A 23476-nucleotide genomic window follows, 5' to 3' on the forward strand; every position below is an offset into this window, starting at 1 on the left:
CCGTTGAAGTAAAACAAAAACGAACACAACCAGGCACCACGGGAAAACGCGGAAACCCGACTGCAAAATTTGAAACCAGCTGTAAAAACCAGACCCATCCACAGGGGCGGACCGATCCAGTCAATTCAACCAATTCATAAAACAATTGGTATCAACAAACTTGGCACACTATTGAGTTCTCAAACAACAGACACATTCGAATATTCCCCGAAACAATTCATTCAATGAATTGTTTCGTATTTCTTCGCTGCGATGTTTCAATCTTATTTCATTCATTTTCACTTTGCAAATCCGGTTGTTTTCCCGGAATTCACTCGGTGGAATGAATCCGCCCAGCAAAAAACGAAGCAATTTCTCCAATCCGCGCTTAGCGCGGCCAAGAATTGCTTCTTATTTGTTGGGGGTTTGCCGCCACTCGGCGGTGGCGACTCAGAAAACAATACACGCCCCTCCGCGGGCGTGCAAATCGCCTGCAGAGGAGCGTGCAATGTGGGCAGCTATGGGCTAGGGAACCAGTACTTCCACGGTGGCCAGGTTCTTCTTGCCCCTGCGCAGGAGCAGGTACTGGCCGTGCAGGAGTTCGGACTCGGAGATGACGGCTTCGGGGTCCAGCACCTTCTCGTTGTTCACGTAGGCCCCGCCTTCGCCAACGGTGCGGCGGGCAGCAGATTTGCTGTCCGAGAGCCCGGAGGCAACCAGCAGGTCAACGATTCCCAGGGCATCCACCTGCACAGTGGTGAAAGGGAGTTCCGAAGTAGCTGCCTGGAGCGTCTGCTTGTCCAGTGCGGACAGGTCACCATTCCCAAACAGCGCAGCCGATGCGGCGATGACCTTTTCGGTAGCCTCCACCCCATGGACCAGGGCCGTGACTTCGAAGGCAAGCTTCCGCTGGCCCTCACGCGCAAAGGGACGTTCAGCCACAGCCGCCGCAATATCTTCGATCTCGGCCCGGGTCAGGAACGTGAACACCTTAAGCCGGTCCACAACATCAGCATCTGCGGTGTTGAGCCAGAACTGGTAGAAGGCGTACGGGCTGCACATGCCGGCGTCGAGCCAGATGGCGTTACCCTCACTCTTTCCGAACTTGGTGCCGTCCGAGTTGGTGATCAAAGGCGTGCCCAGGGCGTGGACGCTCTTGCCCTCCACCTTGCGGATCAACTCGGTGCCGCTGGTCAGGTTGCCCCACTGGTCCGAACCGCCGGTCTGCAGCATGCATCCGTAGTCCCGGAAGAGCTGGAGGTAGTCCATGCCCTGCAGGATCTGGTAGCTGAACTCCGTGTAGCTGATGCCCTCGTCTGAATTCAGCCGCGAGGCCACGGCGTCCTTGCGCAGCATGGTCCCCACCCGGAAGTGCTTGCCCACCTCCCGCAGGAAGTCAATGGCGCTCAGCGGCGCGGTCCAATCCAGGTTATTGACCATGCGGACCGCATTGTCCCCATCAAAGCTGAGGAACCGGCTTACCTGTGCCTGAAGGTAGCCCACCCATTCGGCCACCGTGTCCTTGGTGTTCAGCGTGCGCTCGGCCGTGGGGCGGGGGTCGCCGATCAGGCCGGTGGAACCGCCCACGAGCCCGAGGGGTTTGTGGCCGGCCAGCTGAAGCCGCCGCATCACCAGCAGCTGCACCAGGTTGCCCAGGTGAAGGCTCGGCGCCGTGGGATCGAAGCCGCAATAGTACGTGACCGGGGCACCGGCGAGGAGCTTTTCCAGCTCTGCTTCGTCAGTGGAGACGTGGACCAGGCCACGCCACTTCAGTTCCTGCCAAACATTGGCAAAAGTGGGGTCGTTCTGTTGCGATTCGAGGCTGCTGATTTCTGGCACGCCTTCTAAGTTAGCAGTATTACCGGGCCCCGGCGCCTGAACAGAGGCACCGGCGCCTGGCCCGCCGTGCGGGACAAAAAGCCACGAGACAAAAGCGACGGGACAACAAACGAAGGGTCAGCGCTTGATGCCGGCCGGGACAGGCTCGGCAGCAATCAGCCGCAGCCGCTGCGTGGCGCGGGTCATGGCCACGTACAGGTCCCCCACTTTGCCATGCTCGTGGTTCAGCATCGTGGCAGGCTCAAGCACCACCACGCCATCGAACTCCAGGCCCTTGGCTTCACGGGGACTGATCACCACAATGTCCTGCTCGTAGCTGCCGGCACCGGTGCCGATGCGGCGCCCATATACGGCACGCAGAGCCGCAGTGGCCTCCGGCAGAAGGTGACCGTCGGCGATGACCGCCAGCAGGCCGCCGTCGAGCGCTTCCAGCTCCTCGGGCAGGACCTCCACCAGGCGGCTGACCACCTGGCCGGGCTCCACCTCATCGATGACGGGCGACCAGCGCCCTTCCCGCACGGCCTTGGGCGCGGACACCACAAGCCCCGCGGCGTTGGCCATGCGGACCGCCGCCTCGGCAATCTGGGAGGGGGTGCGGTAGTTGACCGTCAGCTCTTCCAGCTGCCAGCGGTCCCCGAACATCGGGGCAAGGGCGCCCTGCCATGAGTTGGCTCCGGCCACGGAACTGGTCTGCGCGATATCCCCCACAATGGTGAAGGACTTCAACGGGCAGCGGCGGACCAGCAGGCGCCACTGCATGGGCGAGAGCTCCTGCGCCTCGTCCACCACGATGTGGCCAAAAGCCCAGGTGCGGTCGCTGGTGGCGCGCTCGGCAGCCGTGAGGCGCGCTTCCTGTTCCTGGTTCTGCTCGGCCAGCTCCTCCGCGGACATCAGCGGGTCCACTCCCGCGGCCTCCATGTTGACCAGCGTCTGCTTGGCGTTGGCGAGGTCGCGGGCACGGTCGTGCTCCTGCTGCGCCAGGCCACGGCCGGCTGCCGGGTCCAGCTCACCCAGGAGCTCTGCGGCTTCATCAAGCAGCGGGACATCGGACTCGGTCCAGGGTGCATCGGCCGGGCGCAGCAGCAGGGCGCGCTCAGCGGGGCTCATGTCCGGAGTGCAGAACTCAAGGATCGCGGGCTTGCTGAAGAGCTCTGAAATCAGCTTTTCGGGCGTCATAGGCATCCAGCAGAGGTTGAGGGCAATGCGCACGTCGCGTGCGGTGCGGACGTCCTCGGCCAGGTATGAGCGGTCGGCGTTGTTGCCGATGTTGCCGGCTTCCACCAGGTCGGTCATCTGTTCTGTCAGTTCACGCAGCAGGATCTTGACGAACGTCACGCGGGCCTCGTTGTGCGGCTTGCCGGTGGAACGGGCACGTTCGCGGGCACGGCGGACTTGGCGCGGGGTCAGCACCAGCTTGCGGCCGTCCACCTCCAGAATCCGGTTTTCCGCGGGGATGCGCTGGCGGTTGGCGACGGCGTTGGCCACCACCGTGGCCATGTCCAGGCGGCCCTTGATGGCAGCGACGTCGGCGTCGGGTTCCGGGACAGCGTGGATGCCGGGCATCAGGCGCCCGAGGCTGGCCATCACCACGCCGGTCTCGCCGAGGGAGGGCAGCACCCTTTCGATGTACTTCATGAACGACGACGACGGGCCCACCAGCAGCACGCCGGCGGACTTCAGGCGGTCCCGGTGGGTGTACAGCAGATAGGCGGCACGGTGCAGCGCCACAGCGGTCTTGCCCGTGCCGGGCCCGCCCTGGACCACCACGGCGCCCGAAATGGAGGACCGGATGATGCGGTCCTGTTCGGACTGGATGGTGCTCACGATGTCCGACATGCGGCCCGTGCGCTTGGAGTTCAGGGCCGCGAGCAGCGCACCTTCACCCTGCAGGGACTCGTCGTCGGACAGCATGTCGGCGTCAAGGACGTCATCTTCGATGGCTTTGACTTCGCGGCCCTGCAGGATCAGATGCCGGCGACGGCGGACGCCCTGCCGGTCGAAGGCCGTGGCCTGGTAGAAGTGCCCGGCTTCGGGCGCGCGCCAGTCCACCATGAGCCGCTGCAGGTCCTCGGTGGTGAGTCCGATGCGGCCGATGTACTGCGCCTCCCCGGAGTCCAGGTCCAGGCGGCCGAACACCAGCCGGTCATCCACCGCATCCAGCTGCGCCAGGCGGTCCTCATACAAAGCCGCGAAGGCGTCACGTTCGGAAACGTTCTGCATAGTGCCCACAGCCCCGGCCCGCCGGACCTGCGCCAACTGCTTGCGCTTTTCCTCGCGGAGCTCCTCCAGCCGGGCATACAGCCCGGCAACATAGTCCCGTTCGTGGGCCAAATCGGCGTCGAGCATTTAACGTTCCCCTATCGCAAAAGACAGACCGTCCATTCTACAACCATTTCCGTTAACGCAGGTGTTGCCTGGCCTGCCTGGGCTTCGCTGCCTTGTACTGGGAAACCGTGGGGTCGCCGGTGATCCAGAACCGCCAGGCGTAGTCCTCCGATCCGCCGGCACCGGACACCCCCACCCGGGGCCCGGAGCTCACATGCTCAACCGGGCGCTCCGGGAGCACCAGCCCGAACGGCGGCTCCAGGGCGTCCCTGCCGGTGTATGCCGTGGTCAGGCCCAGGGCCTTGGCCAGCCGCGCCGGCCCACTGGCGAGGTCGGCGGGACTTTTTGAGGTGGTCCGGCGGTGCCGCGCGAGCTCAACCCCTTCCACAATCTCCCCGGCGCGCAGCAGCAGTGCGGAGGCCACCCCCTCCGGGCCGCACACGATGTTCGTGCAGTGGTGCATCCCATACGTGAAGTAGACGTACAGGTGCCCGGCCGGGCCGAACATCGGGGCATTCCGGGGAGTGGGGCCGCGGTAGGTGTGCGAACCGGGATCCGGATGCAGTGAATCCTCCGGGCCAAGATAGGCCTCCACCTCGGTGAGGCGGACGGACACCCTGCCATCCCTCGACTCATGGGTCAGGACGGCACCCAGCAGCCTCGGGGCCAATTCGCGGGCGTCGCCGGACAGGAACTCCCGCAGCCCTTCCGGATCCGGCGAGGGGCTTGTGTTCATGGCCAGACTCTACCCAAATCAGCAGCGATACGCGGCGCAACGCAAAGAAGGAGCGCCACGGCCATGTCCGATTTCCGCTAGCTCCGGCTCCGCCGGGCTGGCAGGATGGAGGAATGGATTTCTGGCAGCGCTACCGGGCAATTGATGCCCGGGACACCCGGTTCGACGGGCAGTTCTTTACTGCCGTGCGGACCACGGGCATATATTGCCGCCCGTCGTGTCCGGCCAGGACGCCCAAGGCGGCGAACGTCACCTTCTACGAGACCTCCGCCGCAGCCCACGACGCCGGCTACCGGGCCTGCAAGCGCTGCCTCCCCGAGGCGGTTCCCGGCACCCCGGCGTGGAACGTCCGCCAGGACATTGCCGGCCGCGCCATGCGCCTGATTAACGACGGCGTGGTCAACCGCGACGGTGTAGATGGCCTGGCGACCAGGCTTGGCTATTCTTCCCGGCAGCTGAACCGCATCCTCAGCCAGGAATTCGGCGCCGGTCCCCTCTCGCTCGCCCGGGCCGGGCGGGCGCAGACGGCCCGCACCCTCCTGGTCTCCACGTCCATGAAGTTCGCCGACGTCGCCTTCGCTGCCGGCTTCAGCAGCGTCCGGCAGTTCAACGAAACCATGCTGGAGGTCTTCGACATGACCCCCACCGCCCTCCGCGCCGCCCGGCACGCCAAAGCCCACGGTGGCTCCACCGCCCTGACCCTCAGCCTTCCCTACCGCGAGCCATTCGACCCCGGCATTTTCACGTTCCTGGCTGTACGGGCCATCCCCGGAATCGAAGCAGGATCAGCTACCTCCTATGCGCGGACCCTGCGGCTGCCGCAGGGCGACGCACGCTTTCGAGTTGAGTACGACGCCGGCGCCCCTGGGCGGCCGCTGACCCTCACCATCGGCGCGGTGGACCTTCGCGACCTGCCGGCACTGCTCAGCCGGGTCCGGCGGCTGTTCGACCTGGACGCTGATCCGGTAGCGATCGACAGTGCTTTGGCAGGAGACACCCGGCTCTCACCCTCGGTAGCTGCTGCGCCGGGAGTCAGGATGCCCGGCGCCCTGGACCCAGCCGAAATGCTCGTCCGTGCAATGATCGGCCAGCAAATCACCGTCGCGGCAGCACGGACGGCACTTACCCAACTGGCCGCCGTCGGACGTTCCAGCCAAAGCCCCGGCGACGACCTCGAGCGGATGTTTCCCACTCCCGCCGAAATCGCAGCGGACGGCCACGCACTCCTGCGGGGACCCAGGAAACGCGCGGACTCCCTCCGGACGGCCGCCACCGCCCTCGCTGATGGCACCCTGGATTTCGGCTACGGCGACGACGTAGCCAGCCTGGGTGCGAAGCTGCTGCCCCTGCCCGGGGTGGGACCATGGACGGTGGGGTACCTTGCGATGCGGGTCCTCGGCGCCCCGGATATCTTCCTGGCCAACGACGCGGCGGTGCGGAACGGGGTCAAGGCGCTGGACCAAGGGGATGCATCAGTCGGCGGCCCCGGCGCCGTCAGCCCAGACTTCCGCGAGGTCAGTCCCTGGCGCTCGTACGCCACCATGCACTTGTGGCGGGCAGCGGCCCACGCCGCAGCCGTCCCCCGACGGGGCGGCACCACACAGTCTGCCGGTGCAGGTACCGGAACCGCAGAGAAAGCGACACGATGAAAGCCCAATTGCTCCAGATGGCCACGCCAGACGGCCCGTTCACCATCCTGGCCCAGGACGGGGCGGTCCTTTCGAGCGGGTGGACCGACAAACCCGGCGACTTGACCGGGCAGATCCATCCGTCGCTGCGGCCGGCCACCGTTGAACTGGTTACCGGCCTCGGCGACATCTCGGCAGCCGTCGAGGCGTTCTATGCGGGCGATCCAGGGCCCGCGATGCGTGTGCCCGTGGTGCAGAAGTCGGGGCCGTTCCGTGCCCACGCCTGGGACGTGCTGCGCCTGGTGCGGCCGGGATCTCCGGTGACGTACACCGAGTACGCCGAACTGGCGGGCAATCCCAAAGCCGTCCGGGCGGCCGCCAGTGCCTGCGCGTTCAACGCCGCAGCATTGTTTGTCCCCTGCCACCGCGTTATTCGGACAGACGGTTCGCTGGGCGGATTCCGGTGGGGACTGCCCATCAAGGAGAGCCTGCTGAAGCGCGAGGCCGCCTGACGCGAGTCTTATCGCCGCTCGAGTCCCCCTTGCGCTATCAGTTTTGGTCCCCAAAACAGGGTTTTAGGGACCAAAACTGATAGCGCAACCAGAATCGGAGCCGCTACTTCGTGCTTGGGGTTCCTGCAGGCCATGGCAGGAGTTCGGGCAGGTCGACGCCGTCAGCCGCCGCGGAGGCGCGCAGGCTCCCCAGGGTAGGTTCGCGGCCGGCCAGCCAGGCGGCGATGTCCGTGATCATGCCGCTGACCACGGTGGACCGGTTCCCGCTGCCGATGGCCACAGGAGGCAGTCCGAGCGGCTGCAGCACCAGCTTGTCCTCTGCCGGGACGCGGGCCGCGAGGAAATCGAACAGGTGCTCGCAGAAAGGCCTGCTCCAGGTTTCCGGTCCCCTGCCCGTCTGCAGGTCCGCGTTGTGGATGACAAGTTCGCGCCACAGCGCGAGGCCGCCGTCCAGGACCACTCCCCCGCGGTAGGAGATGGGTGCCCACCAGCCCGTCTGGTGAGCGGATGAGTCCTTGACGCCGGGCAGTACATCAAATGCCCGCAGCACCCGATCCAAGGCGGCAGTCAGGTCTGCACGGTGGGTGGCGGCATCGTGGCCCGCAGCCATGTCAATCGCCTTGTTCCGGCCTGCCATGCCGCCGTCGTACAGCTCAATGGTTTCGCCGCGCGCGGCGTACTCAAGCTGCCGGGCCATCGCGTTGGAGATCCCGGCCAGATGGGCCAGGACGTGGCCCCTCGTCCAGCCGGGAAGCGCGGAGGGCGCCTCGACGTCCCCGTCACGAAGTTTGGCAACATCGACGGCGACATTATCGGCAGCCTGGTGGAGTGCGGCGAGCAGGAGTTCGGGTTCGGGAGCTGTCATGGCGCTCATCCTAGCCGGGAAGGGCGCCGTCCGGGCCAAGATGGTGCCGGACGTGCTGGCCGTCATTGCTGGCCTGCCAAAACTCAATTTCGGCGGGCCGGAGGGCGTAGAGCTGCCAGTTGGGGTTTTCACTGCCGTCGGCCCGCGGCCGCTCCGCCCAGTCCCGGGCCGATGCCTCTGCAGACAGTTCTGCCACGGACCCTGCCACCCGGACCTGCCGGCCCTGCGAGGCCCAGTAGAAGTTCATGGCGGCGCTGGGTTCCGCTGCGAGCTCCCGGCCCTTCCTGGACGTGCGGGACGTGGCGAAGTGCCAGCCGTCGTCGTCGATGTTCTTCAGGATCAGCATCCTTGACGACGGCTGCTGCCCGCCGCCGGCACCAGGCCCAATCGTGGCGAGGCTGAACGCGTGCGGCTGCTGCTCCCCCGCGGCCAGGGCCTCGTCCAGCCATTGTTTGAACAGTTCGGTGGGGTCCTGCGGCGCCTTGTCCGGATCGAAGCCGGGAAGCTCGGCCGGGAAGTCGGGAAGCGTGCGAAGGAACTTGCGGAACGTTTCGCTCATGGCTCCACCCTAACGGCGGGTCCGCGGCCCATTAACGCGCAACGCTCTCTCAGTTAATGCGCGAATTTCGGCTACGCTCTCTCACTTTCTTAGCGAAAGTGAGAGAGCGATGGCCCAAAGGCGACATTAATTGAGAGAGCGTTTGGTGGTTACCCTGCGTACCCGCGCACGCCGTCGAGCTCGGCCTCCAGCGCGGCCAGCTGGCGTTCGACGGCGGCCGGTGCCGTTCCGCCCTGGGAGTTGCGGCTGTTTAGCGAACCCTCGGTGGACAGGACGGTGCGGACCTCCGGCGTGAGGTGCTCCGAGATGGCGGCGTACTCCTCGTCGGTCAGGTCCCACAGCTCCACGCCGCGGGATTCCGCCTGCTTGACGGCCGCGCCGGAGAGCTCGTGCGCCTCGCGGAACGGGACGCCCTGGCGGACCAGCCATTCGGCGATGTCCGTGGCCAGTGCGAAGCCCTGCGGTGCCAGCGATTCCATCCGTTCGGTGTTGAACGTCAGGGTGGCAATCATGCCGGACACGGCCGGGAGCAGGAGCTCCAGGGTGTCGGCGGCGTCGAACACCGGCTCCTTGTCCTCCTGCAGGTCGCGGTTGTACGCCAGCGGCAGGCCCTTGAGCGTGGCCAGGAGCCCGGTCAGGTTTCCGATCAGGCGCCCTGCCTTGCCGCGGGCCAGCTCCGCCACGTCCGGGTTCTTCTTCTGCGGCATGATGGACGATCCCGTGGAGTAGGAATCGTGCAGCGTCACAAAGGAGAACTCCTTGGTGGCCCAGAGAATGACTTCCTCCGAGATCCGGGACAGGTCCACGCCGATCATGGAGCACACCCAGGCGAACTCGGCGAAAACATCGCGGGAAGCGGTGCCGTCGATCGAGTTGTGGGCCGCGGAGAAGAAACCAAGATCCGCCGCAACCGCCTCGGGATCAAGCCCCAGGGAGGAGCCCGCCAGGGCCCCTGAACCGTACGGCGAGACGCCGGCGCGCTTGTCCCAGTCCTGGAGCCGCTGCACATCGCGCAGCAGTGCCCAGGCGTGGGCCAGCAAATGGTGGCTGAGCAGGACCGGCTGGGCGTGCTGCAGGTGGGTCCGGCCCGGCATGGCCACGCCGTGGTGGGCCTTCGCCTGCTCCACCAGCGCGTCCACCGTGGCCAGGACACCGCGGGCGATGATCCGGGCGTGGTCACGCAGGAACATCCGGCCAAGCGTGGCCACCTGGTCGTTCCGTGACCGGCCGGCGCGGAGCTTGCCGCCCAGCTGGGTCCCGGCACGCTCGATCAGGCCACGCTCCAGCGAGCCGTGCACATCCTCATCGGACTCCGCCGGCACATAGGCGCCCGAGGCTACATCCTCATCCAGCCGGTTGAGGGCCGCGAGCATGCCTTCCAGCTCGGCGTCATCCAGCAGACCGGCCTTGTGCAGCACCCTGGCGTGCGCCTTGGAACCTGCGATGTCATAGCGCGCGAGCCTCCAGTCAAAGTGCGTGGACTTGCTCAGCGCCGCCAGGGCATCGGCGGGGCCGCCGGCGAACCGGCCGCCCCACAGCGCGCCGGTGTTCGTAGTGCTGGTCACTGACCTGCGACCCGGATGTCGCGGCCGGAGGCAACCTTGGCGGACATGCCCCACAGCTCGATGAACCCACGGGCCATGGACTGGTCGAAGGTGTCGCCGGTGTCGTAGGTGGCCAGGGAGAAGTCGTACAGCGAGGTGTCGGAGCGGCGGCCGTTGACGATGGCCTGACCGCCGTGGAGCACCATGCGGATGTCGCCGGAGACATACTTCTGGGTGTCGTCAATGAAGGCGTCCAGGGAACGCTTGAGCGGCGAGAACCACTGGCCGTCGTAGACGAGCTCGGCCCAGCGCTGGCCAACGGTGGCCTTGAAGCGGGCCTGCTCGCGCTCGATGGTGATGTCCTCGAGGTGCTTGTGCGCGGTGATCAGCGCCATGGCACCCGGCGCCTCGTAGATTTCGCGGGACTTGATGCCCACGAGACGGTCTTCGACGACGTCGATCCGGCCCACGCCCTGGGCGCCGGCGCGGCGGTTGAGTTCCTTGATGGCCTGCAGCGGGGTGACCTTCACGCCGTCGATCGCTACCGGGATGCCGGCCTCGAAGGAGATGGTGACCTCATCCGGTGCCGGCGGGAACTCCGGGGTGGCGGTGTAGTCGTAGATGTCCTTGGTGGGGGCGTTCCAGATGTCCTCGAGGTAGCCGGTCTCCACGGCGCGGCCCCAGACGTTCTGGTCGATGGAGTAAGGGTTCTTCTTGGTGGTCTCGATGGGCAGGCCCTTTTCCTCGGCGAAGGCGATGGCCTTGTCGCGGGTGAGGGCGAGGTCGCGGACCGGTGCGATGCACTTCAGGTCCGGGCCGAGGGTCTGGATGCCCACTTCGAAGCGGACCTGGTCGTTGCCCTTGCCGGTGCAGCCGTGGGCAACGGTGGTGGCGCCGAATTCGCGGGCGGCCTTCACCAGGTGCTTGACGATGACCGGGCGCGAGATGGCGGACACCAGCGGATAGTGGCCCTGGTAGAGGGCGTTGGCCTTCAGGGTGGGCATGGCGTATTCGTTGGCGAATTCGTCGGAGGCGTCGGCCACGTAGGCTTCGACGGCGCCGCAGCCCAGGGCACGCTGGCGGATGGTCTCGAGGGACTCGCCGCCCTGTCCAACGTCAACGGCCACGGCGATGACCTCGGCTCCGGTGGCTTCACCGATCCAGCCGATGGCTACTGAGGTGTCCAGGCCGCCGGAGTAGGCCAGCACGATGCGTTCAGTCACTTCAAATGCTCCTTGTGGTTGGGGATTGCAGATATTGTCTTCAAGCTTATTGCCCGGCCTCTTCGGCCAGTTGCAGGAACCTGGCGGCGAGGTCCTGGCCGCCGTTCGGGTCCCGGGAGACCAGCAGCACGGTGTCGTCCCCGGCGATGGTTCCCAGGATGGACGGCATCACCGAGTGGTCGATGGCCAGGGCCAGGAAATTGGCGGCTCCGGGCGGGGTGCGGAGCACGGCGATGTTGGCCGAGGCCTCCGCGGTGACCAGGAGTTCGCTGCAGAGCCGCGCCAGCCGGGCGTCCAGGATTTCCTGGCTCACCCCGCTCTTGGCGGCCCGTTCGCCGCCCTCGCCGGGGACGGCGTACACCAGCACGCCTTCCTTGCCGCGGACCCGGACCGCGCCGAGTTCCACGAGGTCGCGGGACAGCGTGGCCTGGGTGACCTGCACGCCGTCGTCCGCGAGCAGGGCCGCCAGCTCCGCCTGGGACCGCACGGATTCACCCGTGAGGATGGCCGTGATGCGTGCCTGGCGGGCAGTTTTGGTGGCCGGGCTGGAGCCCGGCACCGCCGGTTGGGCTGACACTAGAACGTGCTCTCTCCGGTGCCTTCAACGGGAGCAAGGCCGTCCACGAAGGCCAGGCCGGACCGGTGCATGAGCCAGGCCATCAGGGCCTTCTGGGCGTGGAGCCGGTTTTCGGCTTCGTCCCAGACGATGGATTGCGGGCCGTCGATGACTCCCGCCGAAATTTCGTAGCCGCGGTAGGCGGGCAGGCAGTGAAGCACGACGGCGTCTTCCGCGGCGTGTGCCATGGCCTCCTCATCGACGGAGTACTCGCGGAACAGCTGCAGCCGGGCTTCCTTCTCGGCTTCCTGGCCCATGGACACCCATGTGTCTGTTGCGACGACGTCGGCCCCCTTGAGGGCCGCCGCGGCATCCGTGGTGATCAGTACCGAGCCGCCGGTCTCTGCCGCGCGTTCCTGCGCTTCGGCCACCACGTCATCGGCAGGGAGGTAGCCTTCGGGCCCGGCGATCCGGACGTGCATGCCGGCCGTGACGCCGGCCAGGAGGTAGGAGTTGGCCATGTTGTTGGCGGCGTCCCCGAGGTAGCTCATGGTGAGGCCCTTGAGTTCGCCCTTGTGTTCCTTCACGGCCAGCAGGTCCGCGAGCAGCTGGCAGGGATGGTAGTCATCGCACAGGGCGTTGATCACCGGCACCGTTGAGTTTTCCGCCATCGCCACCAGGCCGGCGTGCGGACCGGTCCGCCAGACGATGGTGGAGACCATGCGCTCCAGGACTTTGGCGGTGTCCTCCACGGATTCCTTGTGGCCGATCTGGGCTTCGCCGGGATTGATGATCAGGGCGTTGCCGCCCATGTCCGCGATGCCGGTGGCAAACGAGACCCGGGTCCGGGTGGAGGTCTTGTCGAAGATCACGGCAACGGTCTTGCGGCCGCTTCCCGTTGCGGCGAACGGCTGGACGCTGTACGGATCGGCCTTCATGCGGACCGCAAGGGCCAGGACCTCCGCCTGCTCGGCGGGGCTGAGGTCTGTGTCCTTGAGGAAGTGCCGGGTGGTGCCGGTGGCTGTTGTCACTGGGCGTCCTTAGCTGCTTGGAGGATGGCCGGGAATGCGGCGAGGAAGGTGTCCGCCTGTGCACTGGTGAGAACCAGCGGCGGCGCCAGGCGGATGGTGCGCGGACCGGGGCTGTTGACGATGAAGCCGGCGTCAAGGCCAGCCTGCACCACGGCCGGTGCCACGTCCGCATCCAAATCGAAGCCGATCAGGAGGCCTTCGCCCCGGACGTCGATGACGCCCGGGATGGCGGCCAGCGCTGAACGCAGGTGCTCCCCCACCGAGGCGACGTTCGCCAGGACATCCTGGCTTTCGATGGCATGCAGGGTGGCGAGTGCTGCCGCAGTGGCCACGGGGTTGCCGCCGAAGGTGGTGCCGTGCTGGCCTGCACTCAACAACGACGACGTCCCCTCACCAAAGGTGACCAGCGCGCCGATCGGGAATCCACCGCCCAGGCCCTTGGCCAGGGTGACGGCGTCCGGCATGATCCCGGCGTCCTCGCTGGCCAGCCATTTGCCGGTCCGGCCGATGCCGGTCTGCACCTCATCGAGGATGAGCAGGGCGCCGGTGCGGGCGGTCAGTTCCCGTGCAGCCTTCAGGTATCCGGGCGGCAGGGGACGGACCCCGGCCTCGCCCTGGATCGGTTCGAGGAACACTGCGGCCACGGTTTCGTCAACGGCTGCCTTCAGGGCTTCGGTGTCGCCGAACGGGATGTGCACCACGCCGCCGGGCAGGGGCTCGAACGGCGCGCGGTAGGCCTCTTTTGCCGTCAGCGCCAGGGCGCCCATGGTCCGGCCGTGGAAGGCACCTTCGAGCGCGATGATTTTGGTCCGTTTGGTCTCCCCGCCGCCCGAGTTGCGGCGCGCCAGCTTGAAGGCGGCCTCGTTGGCCTCGGTTCCGGAGTTGGTGAAGAACACCTTGGATCCGGCCGGCGCGTTGCTGAGGGCCAGGAGCTTTTCGGCCAGCGCGATCTGGGTGGGGCTGGTGAAGAAGTTGGACACGTGGCCCAGCGTGGCCAGCTGGCTGGAAATAACCGAGGTGACGAACGGGTTGGCATGGCCCAACGCGTTGACCGCGATCCCGCCCAGCAGGTCCAGGTATTCCTTGCCGTCGGCGTCCCACACGAGGCAGCCGGCACCGCGGACCAGGACGCGCTGCGGGGTGCCGAACACGCCCATCAAGGAGGTGGAATAGCGGGCCAGCCACTCCGATCCGCTTCTCGTTCCAGTCATAACGGAAGCTTTGGAGGCCGGACCGGCGATGGGGGCCCGGGAGTGGTCGGGCACCGCGAAGCGGGCGGGGCCCCCATCGCCGGCCGGACTCACCTCAAAAGTTTCGTTCATGCGTTCATCTCCTCGTCGGGGACGACCTGGGTGCCAATTCCCGCCGTCGTGAATGTTTCCAGAAGCATGGAGTGGGGCAGGCGTCCGTCCACGATGTGCGCACGTTCCACTCCCTCGTCGATGGCCTTGAGGCAGGCGGCCATCTTGGGGATCATGCCCGATTCGAGTTTGGGAAGCATGTCCCGCAGCTCCGAGGCCGTCAGCGAGGAAATCAGCGAGGACTTGTCGGGCCAGTTGGCATACAGGCCTTCAACGTCCGTCAGGATGACCAGCTTGGAGGCGCCCAGCGCCGAGGCCACGGCCGCAGCAGCCGTATCGGCGTTAACGTTGAGGACCTGGCCGGTGGGCTGGAAGCGTGCCGTACCGGCCACGCCGTCGCCGCCGTCCACGATCTCCGGGGCGACGGTGGAGATCACCGGGATCCGGCCGGCCTCGAGGATGTCCACAATGCCTGCCGGATCGACGCCGACCACCTCGCCCACCAGCCCGAGGTCCACTTCTTCGCCGTCCACCACGGTCCCGGTCCGGACTGCGCGCAGCAGGCCGCCGTCTTCCCCGGACATGCCCACCGCGTAGGGGCCGTGGGAGTTGATCAGGCCCACCAGTTCGCGTCCCACCTGGCCGGTGAGGACCATCCGGACCACGTCCATGGCCTCGGGGGTGGTGACGCGCAGCCCGCCCTTGAACTCGGATTCAATGCCCAGCCGGCCCAGCATGGAGTTGATCTGCGGGCCGCCGCCGTGGACCACCACGGGGTGGATGCCCACGTGGTGGAGGAACACGATGTCCTCGGCGAAGGCGCGGCGCAGCTCGTCGTTGACCATGGCGTTGCCGCCGTATTTGACCACCATGATGGAACCGGCGAACCGCTGGATCCAGGGCAGCGCTTCGATCAGGGTGGCGGCCTTGTCCTGGGCATCGGACATGCTGGTGGTTTCACGCGTCTGGGTGTTCATGCTGTCACTTTCCGCAACGGTTATTCCGGGGGGGCGCGGCTCCTAGCTGGAGTAGGCGCTGTTCTCGTGCACGTAGTCGTGGGTGAGGTCGTTCGTCCAGATGGTGGCCTCGGCGTCGCCTGCCTGCAGGTCGATTTCCACGAGCACTTCGCGGGGCTCCAGGTCCACCAGGGCACGGTCATCGCCGATGCTGCCGTTGCGGCAGATCTGGATTCCGTTCATGGAGACGTTGAGCTGGTCCGGTTCGAAAGCGGCGTCCGTCGTACCCACAGCGGACAGCACCCGCCCCCAGTTCGGATCCTTGCCGAAGATGGCGGCCTTGAAAAGGTTCGACCGGGCTACGGACCGGCTGACGGTTTCGGCATCGGCCTCGCTTGCCGCGTTGAAGGTACGGATGGCGATGTCGTGGCTGGCACCCTCGGCATCACCAATGAGCTTGCGGGCAAGCTCGGCGCACACCTGGGTGAGGCCGGCGCCGAAAGCCTCGGCGGACGGCACGGCGCCGGAGGCGCCGGAGGACAGGAGCACCACGGTGTCGTTGGTGGACATGCAGCCGTCGGAGTCCGCGCGGTCAAAGGTGACCCGCGTGGCATCGCGCAGGACGACGTCGAGCATTTCCTGCTCCACTACCGCATCCGTGGTGAGGACCACCAGCATGGTGGCCAGGCCGGGCGCCAGCATGCCGGCACCCTTGGCGATGCCGCCGATGCTGAATTCCTGGCCGTCCGCGTCGGTGCCGATGAACAGCGCCGCCTTGGGCACCGAGTCGGTAGTCATGATGGCGGTGGCAGCGTCCGGTCCGCCGTCGGTGCTGAGGGCCTTGGCGGCTGCCTCAACGCCGGGAAGGATCTTGTCCATGGGCAACTGCTCACCAATCAAGCCGGTGGAGCAGACGAACACATCGGTGGCCGAGATACCCAGCACTTCGGCCACTTTTTCGGCCGTGCTGTGGGTGTTCTGGAAGCCTGTGGGCCCGGTGCAGGCGTTGGCTCCGCCGGAGTTCAGGATCACGGCGTCCACCCGGCCGTCGGAGACCACCTGGCGGGACCAGTGGACCGGGGCCGCAGCCACGCGGTTGCTGGTGAACACCGCGGCAGCAGCTTTTGCGGGGCCGTCGTTAACCACCAGGGCAAGGTCCGGGTTGCCGGAGGCTTTCAATCCGGCGGTGACGCCGGCGGCCCGGAAGCCAAGGGGTGCGGTAACGGTCACGGGGCTACTCCCTGCAGGTCAAGGCCGGCGGTTTCCGCCAGGCCGAGTGCGATGTTCATGGACTGGACGGCGCCGCCGGCGGTCCCTTTGGTGAGGTTGTCGATGACACAGGTGACAATCACGCGGCCGGTGTGCGCGTCAAAGGCAAGCTGCATGGCCGCGTGGTTGGACCCCTGGACGGCCTTAGTGGCGGGCCACTGGCCTTCGGATAGGACGTGCACAAACGGTTCGTCGTCGTACGCGTCGGTCCAGGCCTGGCGCAGCTGTTCGGCGGAAGTGCCGGGTTTAACCCTGGCAGTGGCGGTGGTGAGGATCCCGCGGCTCATGGGCGCAAGTGTGGGAGTGAAGGAAACAGTCACTTGCTCCCCCGCCGCATTGGACAGGCCCTGTTCGATTTCGGGCGTGTGCCGGTGTCCACCGCCCACACCGTAGGGGCTCATGGAGCCCATGACCTCGGAGCCGATCAGGTTCACTTTTGCTGCCTTGCCCGCGCCGGAGGTGCCGGAGGCGGAAACGATGACGACGTCGTCGGGCTCAAGGAGGTGCGCTGCGAACCCCGGTGTGAGGGCCAGCAGGGCCGACGTCGGGTAGCAGCCGGGAACGGCGATGCGGCTGGCGCCTTTGAGGGCTTCACGCTGTCCCGGCAGTTCCGGCAGGCCGTAGGGCCAGGTTCCGGCATGGGCTGAACCGTAGAACTTCTCCCAGGCGGCCGGGTCCTCCAGGCGGTGGTCGGCGCCGGCGTCGATCACCACCGTCCCTTCGGGAAGCTGGGCAGCAATCTCTGCGGAGGCGCCGTGCGGCAGTGCGAGGAAGACCACGTCGTGGCCGGAGAGGTTCTCCACGGTGGTGTCCTCCAGGATGCGGCTGGACAATCCGTGCAGGTGGGGCTGCAGCTCGCCGAGGCGCGAACCTGCATTGCTGTGCGCTGTGATGGCCCCGATGGTCACATCCGGGTGGCCCGCGAGGAGGCGGAGGACCTCTCCCCCGGCGTAGCCGCTGGCGCCTGAGACTGCAACAGAAATAGTCATGGTTCCACCTTACAGCAAAAGTATTCACTAGGCCCGATATTTATGCATACGCCCGCGTTCCTCCCTCAGACTTAACGGCCGAAGGCCTGCCGTATCCTGAGTAGAGGGTGATCCTGACCGTGCAGTCCGAATGTCGGCTGCAATGTTGCCCGCAACAGTCACGAGGCGTCTTTGACCACCACCCTACCCACTTCCGTCCGCCGTGGCCCGCGTGTCCGGCAGCCGAACGCCGTAGTCCTGAGCTACTCCGAACTCTTGAAAGCCGTCAAAGCCGAGGGCCTGCTGGAACGGCGCGTGGGTTTCTACGCCACACTGTTCTCGGTCCTGGTCCTCCTCATGGCAGCCGCGTGGTTCGGCTTCGCCCTGATCGGGGACAGCTGGTTCCAGCTCCTGATCGCGGCCGCCGTCGGCGTCCTCTGCACGCAGCTCAGCTTTCTCGCCCACGAGGCCGGCCACCGGCAGATCTTTGCCTCCCGGCGCGCCAACGACTGGTCTGCGCGCCTGCTGGCCACGTCCGTGGCGGGAATCAGCTATTCCTGGTGGGAACAAAAGCACGGCGCGCACCACAACCACCCCAATGTGGTCTCCAAGGACCCGGACATCGCCACCGGCGCCATCGCCTTCCACGCCGAGGGCGCGGCCACCAGGCAGGGCCCGCTGTCCTTCCTGACCAGGAAACAGGGCTGGTTCTTCTTTCCGCTGCTCCTGCTCGTTGGGCTGGGCCTGCAGATAGATTCCGTGCGCTTTATTGTGCGCAGGGCAAAGGTGACGCACCGCTGGGTGGAGATTCCCATCCTCGCCGTCCGGCTGGCGCTGCTCCCGGTCCTGGCTTTCACCTTCCTGCCGCCTGGAATGGCTGCCGCTTTCATCGGCGTCCAGCTGGCGGTCTTCGGTTTTTACATGGGGGCCTCCTTTGCCCCCAACCACAAGGGCATGCCTGTCCTGCCTGCGGACAGCAGGGTGGATTTCTTCAGCCGCCAGGTCCTGACCTCACGGAACATTTCCGGCGGCCGGTTTATGGACATCCTGCTGGGCGGGCTGAACCGCCAGGCGGAACACCACCTCTTCCCGGACATGCCACGGCCCCAGCTGGACCGGGCGGCCGTCATTGTTCGTGAGTATTGCAGCAAGCACCAGGTTCCCTATACCGAGACCACTTTGCTGCAGTCCTACGGCATCATCGTCCGCTACCTCAACCAGGTGGGGCTTGCGGCAGGACGCCACTTCGAGTGCCCCATGGCAACCGTTACGCGCCGCTACTGAACAGCCCCGCCGCGTCGCAGGTGGAGCCTAGGATGGGTGAACCGGGCCAGGAAATCCCCGCCCGTGGAAGGAAACCCATGACGCACGCAATTGTCGCCGGGCAAGCCGGCGGTCCCGAAGTCCTCTCCTATGTTCCGGTTGAGCGTCCTGTTCCCGGCCCCGGGCAGCTGCTGGTCAAGGTGGCCGCGGCCGGAGTGAACTTCATTGACACCTACAAGCGCAGCGGCGTGTACAAGGTGCCGTATCCCTTCATCCCCGGTTCCGAAGCGGCCGGAACGGTGGAGGAGGTCGGTGAGGGCGTCACAGCCTTTGTTACCGGCGACCGTATTGCCACCGCCGAAGGCCAGGACTGCTATGCGGGCTATGCCCTGGTGGAGGCTGACAAAGCTCTGCCCGTGCCTGACGGCCTTGATGATTTCACGGCCGCCGCCCTCCCGCTGCAGGGCCTCACGGCGCACTACCTGATCAACTCCACCTTCAAGGTTGAGGCCGGCCATAACGTCCTGCTGCACGCCGGCGCCGGCGGAGTGGGGCTCCTGTTGATCCAGCTCCTGAAGGCAAAGGGCGCCCGAGTGATCACCACGGTATCCACCGACGAAAAGGAAGCCCTCGCCCTCGACGCCGGGGCGGACCATGTCCTGCGCTACGACGGCTTCGCTGATCGGGTCCGGGACCTCACGGACGGCCGCGGCGTGGACGTTGCCTACGACGGCGTGGGCAAGGACACCTTCGACGGTTCGCTCAGCTCATTGCGGGTGCGCGGCACTTTGGCTTTGTTCGGCGCTGCTTCGGGTCCTGTCCCGCCCGTGGATCCGCAGCGGCTCAATGCCGGCGGATCGCTGTTCCTGACCAGGCCCACCATGGGCCACTATCTGCAGGACGCAGCAGAACGCCTCTGGCGGTCGGACGAAATTTTCGCCGCAGCAGCCAACGGAAGCTTGAAGGTCCGGATCGGCGCACGCTACCCGCTGTCCCAGGCGGCCCAGGCGCACCGCGACCTTGAGGGCCGGAAGACCACCGGAAAGGTCCTCCTGGTTCCGTAGCAGGCATCAGCTGACATACAGAAAGGTCCCCGCTGCCAGGATGAACTCATCCGGGCAGCGGGGACCTTCCGCGTGTTAAGGCTGCGCTGCCTACCGCTGCACCGCGCCGAAGCGTTCAGCGGCGAGGGCCACCGCGCTTTCCCGTGCAGCCGATGCTTCGTCCGCTGTCAGGGTGCGGTCGTCGGCACGGAACCGGAGTCCGAAGGCCAGTGATTTCTTGCCTTCCTCGATCCCCTTGCCGGCGTAGACGTCAAAGAGTGCAACGTCTTCCAGGAGTTCGCCGGCGCCTTCCCGGAGTGCGGCAAGCACGTCGTCGGCCGGGATGTCCGCAGGAACCACGAGCGCCACGTCCTGGGTGGCCACCGGGAACGAAGAGATGTGGCGGGCCACAATCACATCGGGCGCGGCGTCGAACAGTGCGTCGGCGTTGAGCTCCAGGGCCACGGACCGGGCCGGCATGTCCGATGCCGCCAGCAGCTTGGGGTGCAGCTCGCCGGCGTAGCCCACCAGTTCTCCGGTGCGCAGGGAGAGCCTGGCCGTCCGGCCGGGGTGGAATGCCTGGTGGCTGCCCTGGCTGACGACGAGCTCCACGCCCAGGACGTCACCGGCAAGCCGGGCGATGTCCAGGGCATCAGCCCAGTCCCACACACGCGGGGCGTGCGCGGCGGCGGCCGGCGAATCATGCCCGGTGAGGACCACGGCGAGGTGGAACGGCTGGGCGGGGACGCCGTCGTACAGGGCATCCAGCACCTCATCGGAAGGCTTCGCGCCCAGCGGCGGGATGGATTCGGTACCCATCTTCTCGGCGGGCAGGAACACCAGGCCGGACTCGTAGAGCGCCAGGTCGCGGAAGCCGCGCGAGTGGTTCCGCTTGGCCACCTCGATGAGCCCGGGCAGGATGGAGGTCCGCAGGAAGCCCTGTTCCTCGCTGATCGGGTTGGCCAGCTTGACAGCCGTACGGCCCGCACCCTGTTCCGCCACGCCGAAGGTGTCGTTCGCGGCCTTGGACACAAACGGGTAGGACAGGACCTCGGTGAGGCCCGCATCGGCCAGTGCCTGGATGAGGCGGCGGCGCTGCTGCTGCACGCGGGTCAGTCCGCGCCCGGGAGGTGCCACGGGCAGCGTCGCGGGAATCTTGTCGTAGCCCACCAGGCGGGCGATCTCCTCGGAGAGGTCCTCCTTGGTCTCGAGGTCGTTCCGCCAGCTGGGGGCAGTGACGCTCCAGCCGCCGTCGTGCTTTACGACTGCCGCGCCGAGGTCCTCGAGGGAGGTGACGATCTGCTCTTCCGTGAAGTCGATGCCGATCCGGGCGGCAGCAAAGTCCGCGGGGAGATCGATGGTCACGGTGTCCGGGGCGGTTCCGACGTCGGTTCCTGCCTCGTCTGCCGTGCCGCCTGCGAGCTCCACGAGCAGGTCCACCACGCGCTGGGCGGCGATGCCGGCCACCTGCCAGTCAACGCCGCGTTCGAAGCGCTTGGACGCTTCGGACGGGAGCTTGTGGCGGCGGCGGGAACGGGAGATGGACACCTCGTCGAAGTGCGCAGCTTCCACCAGGATGTTCGACGTCGTGTCGCCCACCTCGGTGGCCGCACCGCCCATGACGCCGGCGATGCCGATGGCGCCGGAGTCGTCGGTGATCAGCAGGTCCTCGGGGTCAAGGGTGCGCACCTTGTCATCGAGGGTAGTGATCTTCTCGCCGGCCGCGGCACGGCGCACCACGATGTCTCCGGACAGCTTGTCCAGGTCGTAGCAGTGCGTGGGCTGGCCAAGTTCGAGCATCACGTAGTTGGAGATGTCCACCGGCAGGGAGATGGAGCGGATGCCGGCCAGCCGGAGCCGGGACACCATCCACTGCGGGGTGGGCCTGGTGGCGTCCACGCCGCGGACGGTCCGGGCCACGAAGCGGTCGCAGCCCGGCTTGCCGTAGATGGGCGCGTCGTCGTTGAGCTTGACGCCGTAGCCGCCGGCGAGCGCCGCGGGAGCCGTTACGCGGGACGCGGGATCGGTGAAAGTCGTGCCGGTGGCGTGCGCGTATTCGCGTGCCACGCCACGGATGGAGAAGGCGTAGCCGCGGTCCGGGGTGACGTTGATTTCGGCGGCTTCGTCGTAGAGGCCCAGCAGTTCCATGGCGTCGGTGCCGATTTCGGGGTCCAGCCCGATGCGGGACAGCACCAGGATGCCGTCGTGGTCCTCGCCGATGCCCAGTTCGCGGACGGAGGCGATCATGCCGGCGGAGAGGTGGCCGTAAGTTTTGCGCGCGGAGATGTGGAAGTCGCCCGGCAGCACGGCGCCCGGCAGCGTGACCACCACTTTGTCGCCCTCAACGAAGTTGTGGGCGCCGCAGATGATGCCCTGCACGCCGGAGGGGTCGATGCCCTTGCCGGTGAGCGTCTGCTCCTGCCCCTCGGGGACAACGCGGACCTGGCACCAGTTGATGGTTTTGCCGTTGGTCTGCGGTTCTTTGACCAGGCTCAGGACCTGGCCCACCACAATGGGACCCTTCAGGGTGTCCGTGGGACGGTGGACGTCTTCTTCCTCAAAGCCCACCTTGACCAGTTCGGCCATCACGTCTTCGGCCGTTGCTCCGGCCGGTACCTCCGCGAATTCACGCAGCCAGGAAATTGGGATACGCACTGTTAGATCTCCATCCCGAAGTGCTCGCTGAAACGTACATCGCCTTCGATCATGTCGCGCATGTCGCCGACTTCGTTGCGGAACATCAGGGTCCGCTCGATGCCCATGCCGAAGGCAAAACCTGAATAAACGTCCGGGTCGATGCCCGCGGCGCGGAGCACGTTGGGGTTGACCATGCCGCAGCCGCCCCACTCGATCCAGCGCGGTCCGCCCTTGGCCCCCGGGTGGAAGATGTCCAGCTCGGCGGAAGGCTCGGTGAACGGGAAGTAGTTCGGGCGCAGCCGGATCTGGGCTTCGTCGCCGAACATCTGCCGTGCAAAGTGCTCGAGGGTGCCGCGCAGGTCCGCCATGCTGAGCTTCTTGTCGATGGCCAGGCCCTCGAACTGGTGGAACACCGGCGTGTGCGTGGCATCCAGCTCGTCCGTACGGAATACCTTGCCCGGGCACAGCACATAGATGGGCAGCTCGCGTTCCAGCATGGAGCGAACCTGCACCGGGGAGGTGTGGGTGCGCATCAGCAGGTGCGCCTCGGGCGGCTCCACGAAGAAGGTGTCCTGCATTTCGCGGGCGGGGTGGTCCGGCTTGAAGTTCAGGGCATCGAAGTTGAACCACTCCGATTCGACTTCCGGTCCTTCAGCGATTTCCCAGCCCATGCCCACGAAGATGTCCGCGACGCGGTCCTGCAGGGTGGACAGGGGGTGCCGGGCACCAGCACGACGGCGGCGGGGCGCGGCAGTGACGTCAACGGTCTCTTCGAGGAGGATCCGGGCGTCGTTTTCGGCTTCCAGCTCTGCCGTGCGGTCCGCGAGCGCCTTGTTAACCCGGCCGCGCGAAGCGCCCATGAGCTTTCCGGCGATGGCCTTCTGGTCCTTGGGCAGCTTGCCGATTTCGCGGTTGGCAAGGCTCAGCGGCGATTTCTCACCGGTGTGCGCGAGCCTCACCGCCTTCAGCTCATCAAGGGTGGCCGCGCCGGCGATGGCGGCGGTGGCCTGGTCTACAGCGGCAGTAATGGCGGCTTCATCCGTGGGGTTCGGGATGGCGGCGCCCGGCAAAGTTTCAGTCATCTACTGTTCTTAGCTACGAGTCGTGGCTGCCGGCGGGCATTTCCGGTTTCCCGGCAGCGCTTCCGCTGGCAGGTCATGGATGAATGACCCCTAATTCACGTGCAAATATCGGTTCATTCAATGACCAGGTCAGGGCATACCGGAAAATCCGGCGGCCACT

19 protein-coding genes are annotated in these 23476 nt (G+C 66.5%); 4 read left to right on the forward strand and 15 right to left on the reverse strand.

What is annotated here, in order from left to right; all coding sequences use genetic code 11:
- Nucleotides 1-504: 504 nt before the first annotated feature.
- From tyrS to BMX78_RS06585, 3 genes are all read right to left on the reverse strand, one after another.
- Complete coding sequence (gene tyrS, locus BMX78_RS06575; RefSeq protein ID WP_091417994.1) at nt 505-1818, reverse strand: tyrosine--tRNA ligase; 1314 nt, start codon at nt 1816-1818, stop codon at nt 505-507.
- 117 nt (nt 1819-1935) lie between these two features.
- The gene (locus tag BMX78_RS06580; protein ID WP_091417997.1) at nt 1936-4164 is read right to left on the reverse strand and encodes a HelD family protein; all 2229 of its coding nucleotides are present in this window, start codon (nt 4162-4164) and stop codon (nt 1936-1938) included.
- 52 nt (nt 4165-4216) lie between these two features.
- Nucleotides 4217-4879, reverse strand: a complete 663-nt coding sequence (locus BMX78_RS06585; RefSeq protein ID WP_091417999.1) for a DNA-3-methyladenine glycosylase — start codon at nt 4877-4879, stop codon at nt 4217-4219.
- Nucleotides 4880-4992: 113 nt separating this feature from the next.
- On the opposite strand from BMX78_RS06585, the gene BMX78_RS06590 reads away from it, so the two are divergent.
- A complete protein-coding gene (locus BMX78_RS06590) occupies nt 4993-6528 on the forward strand; it encodes a DNA-3-methyladenine glycosylase 2 family protein (RefSeq protein ID WP_091418001.1) in 1536 nt (511 codons plus the stop codon).
- Complete coding sequence (locus BMX78_RS06595) at nt 6525-7019, forward strand: methylated-DNA--[protein]-cysteine S-methyltransferase (protein ID WP_091418004.1); 495 nt, start codon at nt 6525-6527, stop codon at nt 7017-7019. The genes BMX78_RS06590 and BMX78_RS06595 overlap by 4 nt, the downstream gene beginning before the upstream one ends.
- 103 nt (nt 7020-7122) lie before the next feature.
- Here BMX78_RS06595 and BMX78_RS06600 read toward each other — a convergent pair whose 3' ends face one another.
- The 10 genes from BMX78_RS06600 to argC all read right to left on the reverse strand — a co-directional run bounded on the left by BMX78_RS06600 (nt 7123) and on the right by argC (nt 17312).
- Nucleotides 7123-7884, reverse strand: coding sequence for a maleylpyruvate isomerase family mycothiol-dependent enzyme (locus BMX78_RS06600; RefSeq protein ID WP_091418006.1), 762 nt, complete (start codon nt 7882-7884; stop codon nt 7123-7125).
- A gap of 10 nt (nt 7885-7894) precedes the next feature.
- Nucleotides 7895-8443, reverse strand: a complete 549-nt coding sequence (locus BMX78_RS06605; protein WP_091418009.1) for a pyridoxine/pyridoxamine 5'-phosphate oxidase — start codon at nt 8441-8443, stop codon at nt 7895-7897.
- Between the two features lie 149 nt (nt 8444-8592).
- Entirely contained in the window at nt 8593-10008 is a 1416-nt protein-coding gene (gene argH, locus BMX78_RS06610) for an argininosuccinate lyase (protein ID WP_091418012.1), read from the reverse strand.
- Entirely contained in the window at nt 10005-11210 is a 1206-nt protein-coding gene (locus tag BMX78_RS06615; RefSeq protein WP_050055631.1) for an argininosuccinate synthase, read from the reverse strand. The genes argH and BMX78_RS06615 overlap by 4 nt, the downstream gene beginning before the upstream one ends.
- A gap of 46 nt (nt 11211-11256) precedes the next feature.
- Nucleotides 11257-11787 carry an arginine repressor gene (locus BMX78_RS06620; protein WP_091418014.1) on the reverse strand — a complete coding sequence of 177 codons (531 nt, stop codon included), beginning with the start codon at nt 11785-11787 and terminating at the stop codon, nt 11257-11259.
- Nucleotides 11787-12797 carry an ornithine carbamoyltransferase gene (gene argF, locus BMX78_RS06625; protein ID WP_091418017.1) on the reverse strand — a complete coding sequence of 337 codons (1011 nt, stop codon included), beginning with the start codon at nt 12795-12797 and terminating at the stop codon, nt 11787-11789. Before argF ends, BMX78_RS06620 begins: the two co-directional genes overlap by 1 nt.
- Nucleotides 12794-14008 (reverse strand): acetylornithine transaminase, encoded by a 1215-nt coding sequence (locus tag BMX78_RS06630; protein ID WP_091418487.1) that lies wholly within the window; start codon nt 14006-14008, stop codon nt 12794-12796. Before BMX78_RS06630 ends, argF begins: the two co-directional genes overlap by 4 nt.
- A 107-nt stretch (nt 14009-14115) precedes the next feature.
- On the reverse strand, nt 14116-15075 hold the full coding sequence (gene argB / locus BMX78_RS06635) for an acetylglutamate kinase (protein WP_050055635.1): 960 nt from the start codon (nt 15073-15075) through the stop codon (nt 14116-14118).
- Between the two features lie 42 nt (nt 15076-15117).
- Nucleotides 15118-16284: a bifunctional glutamate N-acetyltransferase/amino-acid acetyltransferase ArgJ gene (gene argJ / locus BMX78_RS06640; RefSeq protein ID WP_091418018.1), complete on the reverse strand. Its 1167-nt coding sequence runs from the start codon at nt 16282-16284 to the stop codon at nt 15118-15120.
- The gene (argC, locus tag BMX78_RS06645) at nt 16281-17312 is read right to left on the reverse strand and encodes an N-acetyl-gamma-glutamyl-phosphate reductase (RefSeq protein ID WP_091418021.1); all 1032 of its coding nucleotides are present in this window, start codon (nt 17310-17312) and stop codon (nt 16281-16283) included. Before argC ends, argJ begins: the two co-directional genes overlap by 4 nt.
- Before the next feature lie 171 nt (nt 17313-17483).
- Here argC and BMX78_RS06650 point away from each other — a divergent pair, with 171 nt between their 5' ends.
- Both BMX78_RS06650 and BMX78_RS06655 read left to right on the forward strand, forming a co-directional pair.
- Nucleotides 17484-18575, forward strand: coding sequence for a fatty acid desaturase family protein (locus tag BMX78_RS06650; protein WP_091418022.1), 1092 nt, complete (start codon nt 17484-17486; stop codon nt 18573-18575).
- Nucleotides 18576-18652: 77 nt separating this feature from the next.
- Nucleotides 18653-19618 carry a quinone oxidoreductase family protein gene (locus BMX78_RS06655; RefSeq protein WP_091418025.1) on the forward strand — a complete coding sequence of 322 codons (966 nt, stop codon included), beginning with the start codon at nt 18653-18655 and terminating at the stop codon, nt 19616-19618.
- Between the two features lie 90 nt (nt 19619-19708).
- Here BMX78_RS06655 and pheT read toward each other — a convergent pair whose 3' ends face one another.
- Together pheT and pheS are read right to left on the reverse strand one after the other, a co-directional pair.
- The gene (pheT, locus tag BMX78_RS06660; RefSeq protein ID WP_091418027.1) at nt 19709-22252 is read right to left on the reverse strand and encodes a phenylalanine--tRNA ligase subunit beta; all 2544 of its coding nucleotides are present in this window, start codon (nt 22250-22252) and stop codon (nt 19709-19711) included.
- Nucleotides 22253-22254: 2 nt separating this feature from the next.
- Nucleotides 22255-23316, reverse strand: coding sequence for a phenylalanine--tRNA ligase subunit alpha (pheS, locus tag BMX78_RS06665; RefSeq protein ID WP_091418030.1), 1062 nt, complete (start codon nt 23314-23316; stop codon nt 22255-22257).
- Nucleotides 23317-23476: the final 160 nt, after the last annotated feature.

The sequence above is a fragment of the Arthrobacter sp. OV608 genome (genome assembly GCA_900110595.1).
Classification (GTDB): Bacteria; Actinomycetota; Actinomycetes; order Actinomycetales; family Micrococcaceae; genus Arthrobacter.

What these genes read in the sequence shown, in the direction of transcription:
- BMX78_RS06580 (WP_091417997.1), bottom strand. Translation starts at nt 4,164, where the DNA reads ATGCTCGACGCCGATTTGGCCCACGAACGGGACTATGTTGCCGGGCTG.
- BMX78_RS06585 (WP_091417999.1), bottom strand. Translation starts at nt 4,879, where the DNA reads ATGAACACAAGCCCCTCGCCGGATCCGGAAGGGCTGCGGGAGTTCCTG.
- BMX78_RS06590 (WP_091418001.1), top strand. Translation starts at nt 4,993, where the DNA reads ATGGATTTCTGGCAGCGCTACCGGGCAATTGATGCCCGGGACACCCGG.
- BMX78_RS06595 (WP_091418004.1), top strand. Translation starts at nt 6,525, where the DNA reads ATGAAAGCCCAATTGCTCCAGATGGCCACGCCAGACGGCCCGTTCACC.
- BMX78_RS06600 (WP_091418006.1), bottom strand. Translation starts at nt 7,884, where the DNA reads ATGACAGCTCCCGAACCCGAACTCCTGCTCGCCGCACTCCACCAGGCT.
- BMX78_RS06605 (WP_091418009.1), bottom strand. Translation starts at nt 8,443, where the DNA reads ATGAGCGAAACGTTCCGCAAGTTCCTTCGCACGCTTCCCGACTTCCCG.
- BMX78_RS06630 (WP_091418487.1), bottom strand. Translation starts at nt 14,008, where the DNA reads ATGACTGGAACGAGAAGCGGATCGGAGTGGCTGGCCCGCTATTCCACC.
- argB (WP_050055635.1), bottom strand. Translation starts at nt 15,075, where the DNA reads ATGAACACCCAGACGCGTGAAACCACCAGCATGTCCGATGCCCAGGAC.
- argC (WP_091418021.1), bottom strand. Translation starts at nt 17,312, where the DNA reads ATGACTATTTCTGTTGCAGTCTCAGGCGCCAGCGGCTACGCCGGGGGA.
- BMX78_RS06655 (WP_091418025.1), top strand. Translation starts at nt 18,653, where the DNA reads ATGACGCACGCAATTGTCGCCGGGCAAGCCGGCGGTCCCGAAGTCCTC.
- pheS (WP_091418030.1), bottom strand. Translation starts at nt 23,316, where the DNA reads ATGACTGAAACTTTGCCGGGCGCCGCCATCCCGAACCCCACGGATGAA.